This is a genomic window from Halorubrum laminariae (genome assembly GCF_024494655.1).
Lineage (GTDB): Archaea > Halobacteriota > Halobacteria > Halobacteriales > Haloferacaceae > Halorubrum > Halorubrum laminariae.
In genome coordinates, this window is the sequence record NZ_JANHDL010000011.1 from 82,303 (window position 1) to 96,820 (window position 14,518).

General features: G+C 58.3%; 22 protein-coding genes and 1 pseudogene. 18 read left to right on the plus strand and 5 right to left on the minus strand.

Annotation, left to right across the window (positions count from 1 at the left end):
* The first annotated feature begins 62 nt into the window (after positions 1 to 62).
* From NO887_RS15005 to NO887_RS15030, 6 genes are all read left to right on the plus strand, one after another.
* Positions 63 to 395, plus strand: a complete 333-nt coding sequence (locus NO887_RS15005) for a ribbon-helix-helix domain-containing protein (protein WP_256419023.1) — start codon at positions 63 to 65, stop codon at positions 393 to 395.
* On the plus strand, positions 392 to 859 hold the full coding sequence (locus NO887_RS15010) for a hypothetical protein (protein ID WP_256419024.1): 468 nt from the start codon (positions 392 to 394) through the stop codon (positions 857 to 859). Before NO887_RS15005 ends, NO887_RS15010 begins: the two co-directional genes overlap by 4 nt.
* A gap of 99 nt (positions 860 to 958) precedes the next feature.
* Entirely contained in the window at positions 959 to 1,312 is a 354-nt protein-coding gene (locus NO887_RS15015) for a DUF8105 family protein (RefSeq protein WP_256419025.1), read from the plus strand.
* Between the two features lie 6 nt (positions 1,313 to 1,318).
* The gene (locus NO887_RS15020; protein ID WP_256419026.1) at positions 1,319 to 1,648 is read left to right on the plus strand and encodes a DUF8158 family protein; all 330 of its coding nucleotides are present in this window, start codon (positions 1,319 to 1,321) and stop codon (positions 1,646 to 1,648) included.
* Positions 1,649 to 1,793: 145 nt separating this feature from the next.
* A complete protein-coding gene (locus NO887_RS15025; RefSeq protein WP_256419027.1) occupies positions 1,794 to 2,024 on the plus strand; it encodes a UPF0175 family protein in 231 nt (76 codons plus the stop codon).
* 110 nt (positions 2,025 to 2,134) lie between these two features.
* Entirely contained in the window at positions 2,135 to 2,848 is a 714-nt protein-coding gene (locus NO887_RS15030; RefSeq protein ID WP_256419028.1) for a hypothetical protein, read from the plus strand.
* Positions 2,849 to 2,936: 88 nt separating this feature from the next.
* Here NO887_RS15030 and NO887_RS15035 read toward each other — a convergent pair whose 3' ends face one another.
* From NO887_RS15035 to NO887_RS15045, 3 genes are all read right to left on the minus strand, one after another.
* Positions 2,937 to 3,386 carry an HVO_A0114 family putative DNA-binding protein gene (locus NO887_RS15035; protein WP_256419029.1) on the minus strand — a complete coding sequence of 150 codons (450 nt, stop codon included), beginning with the start codon at positions 3,384 to 3,386 and terminating at the stop codon, positions 2,937 to 2,939.
* Between the two features lie 20 nt (positions 3,387 to 3,406).
* Complete coding sequence (locus NO887_RS15040; protein WP_256419030.1) at positions 3,407 to 3,745, minus strand: toxin-antitoxin system TumE family protein; 339 nt, start codon at positions 3,743 to 3,745, stop codon at positions 3,407 to 3,409.
* Between the two features lie 263 nt (positions 3,746 to 4,008).
* Positions 4,009 to 4,932: a MarR family transcriptional regulator gene (locus tag NO887_RS15045; RefSeq protein WP_256419031.1), complete on the minus strand. Its 924-nt coding sequence runs from the start codon at positions 4,930 to 4,932 to the stop codon at positions 4,009 to 4,011.
* Between the two features lie 329 nt (positions 4,933 to 5,261).
* Between NO887_RS15045 and NO887_RS15050 the strand changes: the two are divergent.
* From NO887_RS15050 to NO887_RS15075, 6 genes and pseudogenes are all read left to right on the plus strand, one after another.
* A pseudogene (locus NO887_RS15050) lies at positions 5,262 to 5,626 on the plus strand (DUF7558 family protein).
* A gap of 95 nt (positions 5,627 to 5,721) precedes the next feature.
* Positions 5,722 to 6,081 (plus strand): MarR family transcriptional regulator, encoded by a 360-nt coding sequence (locus tag NO887_RS15055; RefSeq protein ID WP_256419032.1) that lies wholly within the window; start codon positions 5,722 to 5,724, stop codon positions 6,079 to 6,081.
* A complete protein-coding gene (locus NO887_RS15060) occupies positions 6,078 to 6,419 on the plus strand; it encodes a type II toxin-antitoxin system PemK/MazF family toxin (protein WP_256419033.1) in 342 nt (113 codons plus the stop codon). Before NO887_RS15055 ends, NO887_RS15060 begins: the two co-directional genes overlap by 4 nt.
* A gap of 170 nt (positions 6,420 to 6,589) precedes the next feature.
* Complete coding sequence (locus NO887_RS15065) at positions 6,590 to 7,210, plus strand: DUF7437 domain-containing protein (protein WP_256419034.1); 621 nt, start codon at positions 6,590 to 6,592, stop codon at positions 7,208 to 7,210.
* Positions 7,211 to 7,294: 84 nt separating this feature from the next.
* Positions 7,295 to 7,693, plus strand: a complete 399-nt coding sequence (locus NO887_RS15070; protein ID WP_256419035.1) for a type II toxin-antitoxin system death-on-curing family toxin — start codon at positions 7,295 to 7,297, stop codon at positions 7,691 to 7,693.
* An 18-nt stretch (positions 7,694 to 7,711) separates the two neighbouring features.
* Complete coding sequence (locus NO887_RS15075; RefSeq protein WP_465261997.1) at positions 7,712 to 7,897, plus strand: hypothetical protein; 186 nt, start codon at positions 7,712 to 7,714, stop codon at positions 7,895 to 7,897.
* 87 nt (positions 7,898 to 7,984) lie between these two features.
* On the opposite strand, the gene NO887_RS15080 is transcribed toward NO887_RS15075, so the two are convergent.
* On the minus strand, positions 7,985 to 8,245 hold the full coding sequence (locus tag NO887_RS15080; protein ID WP_256419037.1) for a MarR family transcriptional regulator: 261 nt from the start codon (positions 8,243 to 8,245) through the stop codon (positions 7,985 to 7,987).
* Here NO887_RS15080 and NO887_RS15085 point away from each other — a divergent pair.
* The 6 genes from NO887_RS15085 (at position 8,202) to NO887_RS15110 (ending at position 13,749) form a co-directional block, all read left to right on the plus strand.
* Positions 8,202 to 8,507 (plus strand): HalOD1 output domain-containing protein, encoded by a 306-nt coding sequence (locus NO887_RS15085; protein ID WP_256419038.1) that lies wholly within the window; start codon positions 8,202 to 8,204, stop codon positions 8,505 to 8,507. The genes NO887_RS15080 and NO887_RS15085 overlap by 44 nt on opposite strands.
* Positions 8,508 to 9,032: 525 nt before the next feature.
* On the plus strand, positions 9,033 to 9,173 hold the full coding sequence (locus NO887_RS15090; RefSeq protein ID WP_256419039.1) for a DUF2080 family transposase-associated protein: 141 nt from the start codon (positions 9,033 to 9,035) through the stop codon (positions 9,171 to 9,173).
* A gap of 3 nt (positions 9,174 to 9,176) precedes the next feature.
* Positions 9,177 to 10,436, plus strand: coding sequence for an RNA-guided endonuclease InsQ/TnpB family protein (locus NO887_RS15095; RefSeq protein WP_256419040.1), 1,260 nt, complete (start codon positions 9,177 to 9,179; stop codon positions 10,434 to 10,436).
* Between the two features lie 44 nt (positions 10,437 to 10,480).
* Positions 10,481 to 11,527, plus strand: a complete 1,047-nt coding sequence (locus tag NO887_RS15100) for a PAS domain-containing sensor histidine kinase (RefSeq protein ID WP_256419041.1) — start codon at positions 10,481 to 10,483, stop codon at positions 11,525 to 11,527.
* 606 nt (positions 11,528 to 12,133) lie between these two features.
* Entirely contained in the window at positions 12,134 to 12,310 is a 177-nt protein-coding gene (locus NO887_RS15105; protein ID WP_256419042.1) for a hypothetical protein, read from the plus strand.
* A gap of 197 nt (positions 12,311 to 12,507) precedes the next feature.
* On the plus strand, positions 12,508 to 13,749 hold the full coding sequence (locus tag NO887_RS15110; protein ID WP_256419043.1) for an RNA-guided endonuclease InsQ/TnpB family protein: 1,242 nt from the start codon (positions 12,508 to 12,510) through the stop codon (positions 13,747 to 13,749).
* 148 nt (positions 13,750 to 13,897) lie between these two features.
* Here the strand turns inward: NO887_RS15110 and NO887_RS15115 are convergent, their stop codons facing one another.
* Positions 13,898 to 14,374 carry a hypothetical protein gene (locus NO887_RS15115; RefSeq protein WP_256419044.1) on the minus strand — a complete coding sequence of 159 codons (477 nt, stop codon included), beginning with the start codon at positions 14,372 to 14,374 and terminating at the stop codon, positions 13,898 to 13,900.
* Positions 14,375 to 14,518: the final 144 nt, after the last annotated feature.

Below are 14,518 nucleotides of genomic sequence, written 5' to 3' on the forward strand. Positions count from 1 at the left end.
GTTTTCCAACGGAGTACAATTTGAGCACGCCATTTATATCTCTGTAGCACGATGGTATTACCATGAAATACGCGAGTGTCAGCGTCAAGTTTCCAGTCGAGCTTGACACCGAGATCGAGCGGTTCCTCGATGAAACGGGAATCTACACCAACAAGAGCGAGTTCATCAAGGAAGCGTGCCGTGCCCATCTCCGCGAGCTCAATGACGAGTCGGCAATCGCCGCGCTCCGGCTGGAGCAGCTGCTCGCTGAAGCTGAACAGAGCCGCGAGTCTGATAGTGAGATCGACGCCGAGCTTACAGCACTCGGCGAGAAAGTCGATGCGGACGACCTCGAACGAGCCGTCGAAGGAGCACGAGAGGAAACGTCCGAGCAGATGTACGGATCCGACCCGTGAAGATCCTTGATACGAATCTGTGGGTCTTCGGGACGCTGCGAACCAACGAGCAGGCCGCTGAATTGCTTGCTGAAATCGACCGAGGTGAGACGACATCGGCGATCAACGCGTACATGGTTCAAGAAGCACTGGCCGCATTCGACCGCACGCAAAGCCTCTCCTCGGCGGACCGTGATACCGTCAAAACCAGGTTTCTGACGCGACTCACACGAATGACGGGCCTCATCGAGGCACCGTCTAGCCGTGATGTGAGTACGTCACTCCTGCGAGAGCAGCGATCTGCGCCCGCAGTGCAGACGCTCGCCCGCGTCTGTGGAATCCAGACCAAAGACGTCCCAATCCTCGTGTTGGCGTTTGAGCACCGTGACCGTGAGCCGACGATTCTCACGAATGACGAATCGTTCGCTGCGTTCGAGCCAGCAGCGCACTCACTCCCCAAACTCTCCATCGAACACGTTCCCTGACCAGGGCCTACTTGCCACGGCAGCAGCCTCCTCGAGAACCGTGTGGATTGACCACGTTGTCTCACTATATTGAAAGCATCGGCAGCCATCTAGACACCTATGGAGTGCCCTGCGTGTGGCGGCCCCGTCACGGTAGAGGTGGGGGCGGACCAGCCGCTCTCAGCATCAGTAGCGGATGTACTGCTCGCCGCCGACGAAGACGAGCAGATCATCGTCGCCCGAAATTGCTGGGCATGTGGCTGGTCTGAAGAGCGGTCAGTGGTCATCGATTCGATCGAGACAACCGAGAGTGATGCCGACGCTGTCGAGCGAGCCGCACTTCTCGACGACATCATGCGGGAGGCGGCGGCGATCGACAGTCTCGCGACGCTCGAACAAGCCCTCTCCGAGATTCGCCGGCAGCGACGACTGGAGCCATCGACAACTGACACGGACGAGGACATCCCAGAGTGAGTGACGATGTCCGAGTCCGAGCCCCTCTACAACGTTCGTGAACGCACGGGTGATCCAGCCCACGCGTCAGTCGACGACGTCTGCGAACTCGTATTCAAGCGAGCAGAGACACCGCGTGCTGATCACCACAATACCCATTTCGACGAAGCGATGGCAGACGTTGTCGATGAGTATGGAACGGAGACTGTTCGAACCGTTATCCACCGTGTCCTCGTCGAGCACCATCCGTTTCGCACAGCCACAGTAGGTCTCGATATGCGCAACATCGACGGCATCCGGATTGGGACGACGGCCGGCTGGTTCCTGCGAGAGCTGAACGCGGAGCAAACCAGCTGAGACCTCACACCTGAAAGCCCGCACCGTTCATGGGCGGCGCGCCACCCGATAGCTCGGGAGACGCAGTCTCCCGTTGCTCAGCATCCCCCGACCACTACTGGAGACACATTAATGCGTCTTCCACGCGTCCGTTCAACTAGATCCCATGGATACTGATCGTCAGAGTGGCGCCGTCAAGGACAAAGAGCAGCTCGCGACCACGATCGGGCTCTACGTCCTCGGCGAGATCTCGCTCGGCAAAGCCGCCGAGCGCACCGGCGTCACTCGCTGGGAGATAGAGGAAATCCTCCAGGAAGCTGGCGTTGAGCTTCGGCTCGGTCCCCAGTCCATGGACGAATTCGAAGACGAGGTCGACGTGGCGCTCAACCTCGAATAAGCGAACCGTTCGTCGCCGAGGACTGCGTTGTTGAACTTCAGAAGCGACAGACAAACACGACACCCAACGATACGAACCCTAGCGGCGGCTTGGACGTCCTTCACCGACCGATGACCGACTACCCACGTGACCAGATCAGCCAGCGCGGCGGTGACCCCGACGCAATCAGCGACCACTACCGGAATGAAAAACCCGAGTCAATCTCCGTCTCGTGGACGGACTTCGTCGAAACCATCCAGGGCGAAGACGACTCCATCGAGTACATCGCCGCAATCCAGGACACGCTCACGGAGCTCGAACGCCGCAAGCACGAGCGTGACACGGGAATGCCAGTTTCGGCGGTGTGGGAGACGGACGCCCAACAGCGGTTGATTGCTGAATTCGCGTTCGCGATTCCGACCCGTGAGGCGCTCGACTATCTTATCGACCAAGGACCGCTCGTCGAACTCGGCGCGTGGAAGGGGTACTGGGCGTACGAACTCGACAAGCGGGGTGGCGACGTTACCGCCTACGATATCGACCCGGTCCTCGACCCGTGGTTCCCGGTCGAAGCAGGTGATCAAGATGTCCTGCTTCGGTATAGCGATGCGGAAACGCTGTTCCTCTGCTGGCCGCCCGTCGGCTCGATGGCGTACGAGGCCCTTCTCCTCCACGACGGCGACGTCGTCTACATCGGCGAACGCCCCGGAGAGGGGTTCAAGGCATTCGCAGATATACAGTTCTTCGATGTCCTCGACGCCCGCTATGAACACGTCACGCAGATCGACTTGCCGAGTCACCCCGGCGCGAAAGACGACCTCCACCACTACCAGCCTCGCGAATGAGAGCATATTCTTATGTCCCGTAACTATTGGAGCGTCTAAATTCGAGGTCGTTGAAGAGGTCGAGAACGTAGCGGTTCTAAAACTGGTTTCACGGTGCTGCGGTGGCCGTGTCGCCGGCCTCTGGATCGAACGGGAGATTGATGACGAGTTCGTCGAACCAGACGACTGGGCGCTTACGCTGGCCATCTTCCTCGAAGAAGATGATGCCCAGCTGGGCGAGTCGACTGAGTTCTTCGTGGACGTTCTTCACGTCCCGATCAACGACCCGTGCGGCCTCGTTGATGCTGCCCGGTTCTTCCCGACGGATGGCTTCGATGAGATCCAGCACCCGCGGCGTCAACGTCCCTATAAGATCGTCGTAGCTAGTGAACGAGAGCGTCGGCGTCGAATCCACGTTGTCGTCCTGGTCGAGTGCAACGATATCGTTGGAGACGTCGTCGTGGAACTCACTAGATGACTTCACGGTCACGACGAGGGTTGATTCGGTCCGGAGCTGTTCGCGTTCCATGGGGTGAAGCGGCGGTGTGGAATCTGTCATAGTATCACCTTGCGGGAGCCTCACGTGACCTCGAACTCGGATTTCGGGATTTCACTCCAGAACCGCTCCCAGAGTTCGACCATCCCGGGGAACTCGATGGGGTCTGGGTCAGAGTCTGGGGCGACGTGCAGTTCGTGCCCTTTGGTGTCCTCGTGGGAGTTGTCGTACCGACGAATCGTCCCATCGTCAAGCGTGCGGGGCGGGTCCGGCTCCGTCGCACCGTAGTGGAGCTTGTAGGCCCATCCAGACGGGTACGCATTACGGTCCGTCCGCATACAGAACACACGGACGACAGTCCCATCAGGGTACTTCCGCCCCTCGTTCACGCCATCAAGGTCGTCGTCGGTCAGTGAGGCCATCCTCACCTATTGGTATACAGGCCAATAATGTATATCTATTGGTTGGAAGGACAATAGGCGGAGTATCCAACAAGGTGCATCGATTGGACTCACCCGTACAGACGCTGATATTCCTCACGGCCAGATCGTCGTCGAAAGACGCTCGATGCGATCAGCGATTACCTCGACTGTGTCTTTCTCCTCGAAACGACTCACGATATCCTGTAGTTCAATCGTGGTGTACTCGAGTTCTGAGCGAATGTACGAACTGTCGAATCGCGCCCTCATGCTGACACCCCGTAGTCCGCAGCCAGTTCCTGGAACTCCTCCCACTCGGGAAGGCGAGACGACCGCTGCTCACCGCCGGTGTCGAGATATGTGAGCAAGTCCTCGACGAGGTCGTCGACGCCGTACGTAACGGCCTGGGTACGCAGCTCGTCACGGTCGACGTCAACGTGGCTGAGCAAAAGCAGGCAGTATGACTGGGATCGCGCTCCCGAATCGATCACGAGCATGTGACAGCACACTGTCGCCGGAGAGAGGTCGTTCATCGTCTCCGAATAGAGGTAGTATCGTCGGTCGCGAGCCAGAAGTGGCAGGTCGTAGGTCTGGAACTGCTCTGGTCCCGTCGAACGGAAGTCCTCGGCGGTGATCTCGTCGGCAGTCTGTACGAGGAACTCGTCGAGTGACTCCCAGAGGATGGTGTAGGTGTCGGTGTGTTGTTCGACGGTCTGGCGATGGTCGTGGTGGGCGAGTTCCCGGGCCAGTGTACTCAACTGTTCGAATCCCTCATTCAGTACATAGGCGTCGTCGTCGGTTTTATAGACGATTCCTCGATGCTGGAGTGGATCGAGGGCACGATGGACGGTACTCCTGTGGACATCGGCCCGATGTGCGAGGTCCGTTGCGGCCCGCGGTGTCTCGAGATAGTAGAGGACGCGGAGCGTCGCACCCGACAACAGTTCGGGCCACTCGATGTGCGAATACTCCTGGGTGATCGCTGCGAGAATTTCGAGTGCCTTCGCGTCCGAAGGCCGGACCTGCTTTGTCTTTCCGTGTCGACGCGTCTCGACGAGCCCGGTCGCCTCGAGACGATCGACGAGTTCGGACGTGTAGCTGGGACTGCGATCCAGCTGCGTCGCGAATTCGGAGACTGTCTGCTCACCGTGGAGGACGATAAGCGCGCGGATCTCGCCTTCAGTGAGCATTCTGTTGCGTAGTTACGAATCGATATTTAAATAACTTCGATATCTCGCAACGGAATGGCCGTTAGCGACTATGTAATCCAATCACACTGAAGCCAGTTCGAGACCTCCGGAGCCATAGTCCACACCCTTAACCAACGCTCCGGGCCAATCCAGGCGTAGTGTTAGTTAACAGCGTCGCAATCATCGATTTTCGTGATCCGTCCCCGGACTGGCGCTGACCGACCTAAGCTGTTTATCGGCGTCCCCAGAACGCGTCGCGCTCTGGTGGGCGAACGAAAAATCGGCTTCCATCGGGGCTGGCAGGCCGCCAGAGACGCGGAGGACGACTGATGCAACAGCCGCTCGCTGGGTGTGCCTTCTGCGATGTACGCCCCGGATCAGAGATGGGCGAGGCGCATACGTGGGGGGAAGACGAGCGGGTGACGCACCCGATCTGCGTCGACTGTGCGCTCCAGGCGAAAGCGCATCCCGACGAGCGTAATCACCACGCTTGCGACGGCTGTAGGCTCGTCGCCGGCGCGTCGCGCCGGCTTCCAGCGGAACCTCCGGTCCCGCCCAGCTGACGCGCTTCCGCGTCGAACTCGGCCATCTCGAAGGGCCGTTACACCTGTGCGAGCGCTGTAGCCCGGGCGGGCTCGCGACGTACTGGACGCGCGACCTCGAGAAGCACCTCGTCGCGACGCCCGCGGAGTGAACGATAAAGGGCACACTAGCCTTCAGTGATATACCCCACGCATCTAGTAAACAACATCCCAAACAACTATCTTCCAACAGTCCCAACAGTAGCTTATGTCGAGTGGTGCCATCGATATCGACGAGTTCGAAAATGCGGACACCGACGAATTCGAGAAGCGGAACGACACCGAACGTATTGTGCTGTTCCTCAACGAACACGACGACCGTGCGTGGAAGGCGGCAACGATCGCTGAGCGACTCGGGTTAGATACGGACGGTGCCAGTGCGATTCTCTCGCGATTGAAGGAACGTGGTCTCGTGCGGCACAAGCGTCCGTACTGGGCGATTACGGACGACGAGGAACGGCTCCAATCTGCCTACCGGCTCCATCGACACCACGAAACTGCGGACGAACAGTACGGTGAGGAGTCCCTCGAGGACCTCGAGACCGAGGAGATGGAGGACGTGCAGTGACTACCTTCGAAGACCTGGACCGTGGTGATATCATCTGGGCGAGTGATCCACTTTCGGAGAAAGGTCGTCCGATGCTCGTTCTAGGCAGCCCAGAGTTCCCGAACCACGGCATCCAACTCATTACGGTCCTTATCTCCACGAAAACCTATCACGAGGAGGCACTCACGCTTCGAGATGAGGACTACGAGGGCGAGCCACTCGGAGACCGAAGCCATGTCCTCCCATGGTCGCTTGCGACACTCAACAGTCCTGCAGACGTCGACCACTATCTGACATCGCTCGTCGACGACCGCACCGAGGATATAGCGAGCCAGTTAATCGACTACATCTCTTCTTAGACGGCCTTGGCTGCTGCCAATAGCGACACCGAGGTGTCAACGTGCGGCTCCACGCTGTCCGCTGTTTTCCGATGGGCTACCCACGTCTTGGATGTCCGGCAGTCACGATACAGGCGGAGTGACCCAAACACTCTTTACTGTTTCGCTGTAATCTGTAATCAAGAACGCCCGTGTCACGCACTTCACATCGCGCCGACGGCGACATCGTCCAGGACTTCCTCTCGGTCGCGGACCTCCTCGAGGAGCCACAGCTCGCCCAGCTGTACGCCTACCTCGCCCGGGAGGGGGAAGCGACCGTCCAGGACGTGATGGACGACCTCACGCTCGCACAGGGGACCGCCTACAGCTACGTCAATCGGCTCGTCGACGCCGGCGTCGTCGATGTCACCGACGACGAACAGCCCCGTCGGTACGCCGCCCGCGAAATCGACTTGACGGTGACGGCGGCCGCGGGCGACCGCGAGTACACGATCACGCCGGCGCTGATCGACGCCGTCGGCCGCCGCGAGACGGACGCTGACATCGACACCTACATCGACCGGCACGGCGTCGCCGGCCTCGCGACGGCGCTCACCTACGCGGTCGCTCGCGAACGCGGTGAGGTGACCCACCGGCTGATGGCCGAGGACCTCGACATCTCCCCGCTAGCCGCGGAGATGATCCTCCAGGCGCTCCGGCCCGTCGTCCACGAGCACTACGACATCGAAGAGGCGGGGGCGTCGCTCGAGCAAATGGACATCGACGACGGTGACGCGATGACCGTCGACACCGCTGACAGCGACAACCGATAACTCGGCCACCTAAGTGGTCTATGAGGAGACCCGGACCGCGACTGGTGAGAAACGGTTAACGGGCGGTGTGAGAAAGTCGGATGCGTGACTGACGATCTCGCGTATCCCTCTGTCGAACTTATTCTGGATCTCCACGAACAGATCGTGGCGGAAGGCGACACCACGGAACCAGGAGTTAGATCAGAGGACGCGATTGCCTCCGCGTTGCAGTATATCTCGGAGGGGTTCTTCGGGGAGGTACCTGAGACGATCCATGACAAAGCGGTCCACCTGATGCGACTGCTCGTTGCGGAGCATCCGTTCGTCGACGGGAACAAACGAACAGCGCTCCGAACGGTGGTCGTTTTCTATATGCTGAACGGGTACACGTTCGACTACGGTGATGAAATTCGAGCCCTCTTGCACCGCTTCGCAACCGACGAAGCCGCGGTCGACACAGAGACTTCAGTCATCTACTTCCGGGCGTGTGCTCGTCACAACTGATAAAGGGACACACAGAGTATGTTCAACAGAACAATGGCGTCCAGCACCAATTCCTCGACGGCGGTCGACGACGAAGTCCGCCAGCTCTACGAGCGGTATCAGGCCGCCGAGAGTGACGCCGAACGTCGCGAGATCGCCCTTGAGATGGGGAAACTCGACGGACGCCGCCACGCGGAGATCTACGCAGCACTCGAAGACGAGTGAACGGTCCTTCTTTCAGGGTGCCGTCTGCGAAGTCGGTCGACACTAGCGAGTAGCTAATGTTCGATCTCAGGTTGTCACCATCTGGGTTCATTCGCCCTCAAGGTCGCGAGCATCGAGCTCGCCAGCAAGATACTGCTCTCCTTGGCGAGTGATATCGTAGACGCCGTTGCCAAGGTGGATGAGGAGGCCATAGATGACCAGCGTCTTGCAGCGGGCGTTGATGTGTTGCCGGGAGAACCGCACGCGGTCGCTGTCTGCCATTTCCTTCGGCGTGTCGGGTCCGTCGTCAGTAAGATGCTCTAGAATGCGGTCATCGGCGCGAGACATCCAGTCGGCGTCAAAGCTCATAATCGCTTGTGGTTGCGCCGACGCTATCCCAAACGCGCTAAGTCAATTAGTTGAGATCATCGAGACACTGGAAGCGTGTGGACTCGAGGACGACACGTATCAGCTCCACGATTACGTCGACCCTGATGCGCTCGAACAGGTGATCGCCTCCGCCGATGAGACCATCACTGTTCAGTTCACCGTCGAGGGGATTCCGCTCGATGTCTCACCGGAGGGCGTGGACGTCATCGTCGAGGACGAGTCCGACGCTGTCACCGAATAACGACTGGAACAGGGGAGATATCGATTGTTCTCGAAAGCCCTCAGCCGCTCGACATCCCGCGACCGCGCGAGACAAAGTCTCGCTAGCCCTGGTTCGCTCCGCTCACGAGAACGCCGCTTCGCGCCTCGTCCCAGCGGTGCTTGCGGGGTCGAAGGACGTTCACGGCACTTCGCACCGTGAGCTCGGGAGACGCCGTCTCCCGGTGACCGAGTCGGCCTCGCCTGTTCTGCGTCCGCCAGGCCTATCGATGGTCCACCGAGCGACGGTGTCAGCTGGACAGGTGTGTCCGTGACGGCCCGCCCCGCTCGCCGCGACTATCTGACGAGATCTCGGCGAGTCGAAAATTAGCTGAATGCAGGCGCTAAGCCCCCTCCCTCAAGGAGCACCGCAGTCCGCGCCAGCGGACAAGGAGCGCAGTAGGGAGGGGATACAGCGCCGTCATCATCTTTCGCACACTGTTCTATTCCCGGCCCACAGGCCCACGAACCGATACGTTTATGTTAAAACAATGTCTAAACAGTAGTGATGGATAGACACGAAATCGAAGGCCACGAAGTCATTGAGGGCGAGGTGAAAGCCACCGGCAACGGCGCACACGTCCTCGTTCCAAAAGACTGGCGTGGCGCAGACGTGAAAATCGTCCGAACATCAGACCCAACCGAGTAATCAATGCACTACACCTACAGGTTCCGGCTCAAGCCAACCGCCCAACAGCGTGAGTTGTTGGACTATCACCGAGACACCTGTAGGCAACTCTACAACCACGCTCTCAGGGAGTTTAACAAGATCCCCGACTCGACAGGGACACTCAACCAACGAGTGCGGCAGGTCCGCGATCAACTCACCGACCTCAAAAGCTGGTGGGACGAACTGAATGACCTGTACTCAACGGTTGCACAGGCCGCTGTCATGCGGATCGAAGACAGTATCAAGGCACTCTCTGAACTGAAAGAACAGGGCTACAACGTCGGGAGTCTCAACTGGAAAGCGCCCGGAGAGTTCCGCAGTTTCACCTACGTCCAGTCTGGCTTCGAGTTCGACAAGAAGAACGGTCAGACTGTACTCTCGTTGTCGAAACTCGCGGATATTCCCATTGAGTGCCACCAAGACATTCCTGACGATGAAACGGTCAAAGAAGTCACGCTCAAGAAAGAGCCAACTGGTGAGTGGTACGCCTCCTTCGCCGTTGACGACAAAGCGGAACCGCCCAAACCGTCGCTAGAAGATGTTGACAACGACGACATGGTGGGCATCGACGTGGGTATTCTGAAGTATGCTCACGACACTGACGGCACGGCAGTTGGTTCATTCGACCTCTCGGAAGAACGTGACCGGCTCGAACGGGAGCAACGGACCCTCTCGCGCAAAGAGCATAGGTCGAACAACTGGCAGAAGCAACGCCAGCGTGTTGCTGAGTGTCATCAACAAATCAAGCGCAAGCGGCGTGACTTCCTGCACAAGCTCTCGGCATACTACGCTCAGGAGTACGACCTAGTGGCCGTCGAAGACCTCGATGTGAAAGTGATGCTGGAATCGCCACGCAACAGCCGCAACACAGCGTCGGCGGCGTGGAACACCTTTACCGATCTGCTCGAATACAAGTGCAAACGCGAAGGCACGCACTTCGTGGAAGTCGAGCCGGCTGGAACGACCAAAGAGTGTGCGTCCTGTGGCGTCGAAACGGACAAACCGCTGTGGGTGCGTGAACACTCCTGTCCTGCCTGTGGGTTCGAAGCCGACAGAGATGCAAACGCGGCGTGGAATATCCTTTCTCGCGGACTCTCGCAACTAGGAGTGGGTCACTCCGAAGGAATGCCTGTGAAGACTGCGCTCCCTACGGGAACTGCGGTTGTTCCTGCAAAGCGCGTCGTTGAACCAGGAAGCCCCTGCCTCAAGGAGCCGCCGAAGGCGGCGAGTAGGCAGGGGTAGTTCACTAACCAGAATTTATACGATTTGGGGCTACAGAGACCGATATGAGCAATGAATCGCTTGGTAAGCGTCGTGATTTCCGGGCACTGTTTGATGAGCTTGACGGCGTAGCCCTCTGGACAGCATCCGAACCCGGGGAATTCGAGTACATCAGTGCTGGCTTCGAAGAGATCTGGGGCCTCCCACCCGAGGAAATCAAAGGCGACATGAGTAAACTGATCGAGACGATTCATCCCGAGGACCGAGATCGTGTTCGCGCAAACATCGAGGAATCAACCCGCGAACTCCGTGACACGGAGTATGAGGGTCGCGTTGTTCGCCCAGATGGTTCGGTCCGATGGACACTCAATCGGCAAGTTATGCTACGGGATGAGGCGGGCAATGTCTCGGAGATTGTCGGTATTTCCACAGACATCACAGATCAAAAACGTCGCGAGCAAGAGCTGGAACTATTGAATCGGATCATTCGGCACGATATCCGCAACGATATGGCGGTCGTCCTCGGTTGGGCAGAAATGCTCGACGACCACGTCGACGACGAGGGCCGCGAATACCTACAGAAGATCCTCGCCAGCGGGGAACACGTCGTTGAACTGACCGAGGTTGCGCGTGAGTACGTGGAAACGGTCGTCTCGGATGAAGCGCTCACCGTGGAACCCGTGCCACTGCGTTCGGTCCTGGAAACCGAGCTGTCTCTTCGCGAGGAGTCCTTCCCAGAAGCAGAGTTCAGCCTGGAAAATTCGCCGCCCGACGTGGAGGTCGCTGCCAACAGTATGCTCAGTTCAGTCTTCCGGAACCTCCTCAACAACGCTGTCCAACACAACGACGCGGATACCCCTCATATCGAGGTTTCGTTTGAGGTGCGAGACGACGAGGTTGAAGTTCGAATTGCCGACAATGGCCTCGGAATTCCTGATGATCACAAAGAGACGATTTTCGGCAAAGGGGAGCGGGGACTCGGAAGCCCCGGCACGGGAATCGGTCTCTATCTTGTTGACACGCTTGTCACCGAATACGGTGGCGAGATCTGGGTAGAAGACAATAAGCCGACAGGCGCTATATTCGTTGTCCAGCTCCCACTCGCAGCGTAACTGCATCTGCCAGCAAATCCAGTCCGATGGATTGTCCTTGGGGACTGTTAGCTGAGGGATAGCGGCACTTCGTTTCAAGGACACCGCCGGAATAGGGTGTCGGGGTCCGGTCCCGGTACCCGTTGTTGCGTCCGAAGTTACCGAAGGTACACAGAATATCATTAACGGCTCGCCCCGCTCGCCGCTGCCGCCCTCCGCGTCGCTCGCGACCGACCATTCCGGGCGTGCGGGCGCTCTCCGCACTGCCCGCGCCCGTTCCGGGCTAAAATGGATGTGCCCTCGACGCCAGCGGGTATCCCCGTCGGTTGCGCCCCTCGCGGGCTTTCGCGTTCCAGGGCTTGGTGCCGCCTGCGCTGTCGCGCGCCACTCTGCGGCGCGCGTGCTCGGCGACAGTCGCCCTGGACACGGACCCGCACATCGGGCCGGACACGAGCGGGCATATCGGTATCGGCACACCTCTGCACTGACTACGTCGCCGGTGGTTCTTTTGCGCCTGCAATGGGTGCAGGCGCGAAGCGATCGTACCTGCATGGTAATACAGGTGATTTCTGATGGAACAACGCCACCAGCGACAGGTGTATCGTCAATCAGCGGGGGACTGGCCGGATGTCCGTTGATCTTAACGAGATCGAGGAGACTGAAGTCGAACTGGAAGACTGGCTGGTCGGCCAAGCCGAATCCGGCGTTCCCGAAGTCGTCCTCATCGGGCTCCTTCGTGACTACGCTGACGACATCGAGCATCTCGGCTATGTCCCGCGGATGTGGGGCCACAGCGACCGATGATGTGACCCCAACTCGACTTGCTGGTGTTGGTTTTTCGCGCCCCGAACGGGCGAGGCGCGACGTGATCGTGCCTTCACCAGAGAGGAATTGAAAATGAGACGACGTTGCCAGACCAAATCCGACAGTAGTTTTTCGAGAATCGTGCAGTCAACTGGAATCGGCGAAGGCGTGCCCTGGATGCAATATCGTTCAGAGTCATGAAACGAACGAATACGTTCGATATCGCTCCCGACTCTGAAACAACAGAAGAGATCCTTACGCGAGTGCTGGACGCGTCGGCAAGCCTCTGGAATAAACTTACCTACGACCGCCGCCAGCAGTTCTTCGACGGCGAAAGTGTCTGGGAGTGCGATGGCTACTACGACGAGTACGTCGACGTGCTAAGCGGAGCGACGACCCAACAGATCGCTCGTGTGAACGATACTGCGTGGCGCTCCTTCTTCGAGCTTCTCGACGATCCTGAGTACGATCCGAGTCCCCCTGGCTACTGGGGGAATCAAGACGATGGCCGGGAGCTCCGAACCTACATTCGAAACGATTCGTACACCATTCAGTGGAATAGGCGGTCCCGACTGGAAATCCGCATCGGCATGGGTCTCAAAGACGAGTACGGGTACGGAATGTACGAACGTCTCCGGTTGCCGGTTCGGGGCAATCCGAAGTGGCGTGGAGACAGTGGTCGACTCGAAATCTCGTACGACTCGGTCGAAGAAACGTACCGTGTGCATCAATCCGTAACCATCGACGATGTCGAGGAGAGCAGATCAGATGGCTCCGAGGCCGCTGCACTCGATCTCGGTGCGAACGTACTCGTTGCCTGTACGACAACAGCCGGTGAGCAGTATCTCTACAGTGGCCACCACCCATTCGGGCAGTTTCGAGAGACGACTAACGCTATCGCCAGCGCTCAAGCGAAACTCCCTGATGGACAACACACGAGTCAACGAATCAAACGGCTCTATCGCAAACGCTCGCGGCGACGTGACCACGCAGTGAACGCACTCCTTCGGGACTTAGTCGAGCGTTTAGAGGCGGCTGGTGTCTCAACGCTCTACCACGGCGATCTCACCGGCGTTCTCGGTGAGTACTGGTCGGTGGAGGCGAACCTCAAGGCACGGTCGTTCTGGGCTCACCGACAGTGTATCGCTCGACTCGAATCCGTCTGTGAAGAGTACGGCATCGACGTGGAAGCACTCTCGGAGGCGTGGACGTCCCAAACGTGTCCAGACTGCGGTGAGCGAGAACGAACGCGTCGCCATCGAGAGACGCTTACTTGCCCGTGTGGTTTCGACGGCCATGCGGATCTCGTTGCGTCAAGAACATTGCTCGAACGGGCGACGGACAAACCAGTCAGGCCGACGGCACGGCCCGTGCGGTTCCAGTGGGACGATCACCAGTGGTATCCTGTCGAGGGAGCCACAGTGACGCCCAACGAATAGCGCACAGACCCGCGAGGTGCCGCCGTAGCGTCCTCAACGCTAGCGAGCGGACGCTCCTATCTGTGGAGTGGATGTCGACCCGCTGGTCGCTTGCTTTTCGCATACCGACTCATTCAGAAACTACGAGGGTCATGCCTTCATTCGTAAGCTACCAATCTATACCCTCTAATTCATCCTTTATGCACTCCTGCAGGCTACTCTCCGCGGGAGGGTTGAAATTCGAATAGTGGTTCAACCAGATGATCGGATATCGATCCAATACGTACGTCTCACCAGATGGGATATCATCAGCTGACTCGTCTTCTATCACCGATAAGATATCTACTACCGCTCTCAGGGAAGCTTCGCCAAAAACAATGATTAACGCTGGATCAACTGTATCGATTTCCTCCTGTAGGTATGGTTTCCAAGCCGAGATCGATCTTCCATTGAGGTCAAAAGGATCAAATCCATCACCGATTACTTCCTCAGATTCATCGAATCTCCCGTCTTTTTGAAGAGTGGTATAATATATCTCTTCTGCATCACATTCTGCAGTTTCCGCTATTCCACATAAAACGTCCCAAACGCCATCCAAATTACCATCCCTCACGAGAGAGGTATTGAAGTCTCTGAGATCCTCCAAAGACCACTCAGTAATGTTCAGTACCTCACAAAGCGTCTACGGCTAACTGCTTCTGACGGGTGGGTTCACTGCTGAAACGGGGGTTGGACCGGCGGTTGATGTCCATTCACAGTGAGCGATGTCACGAAGCTGTCGAAGTCGGCG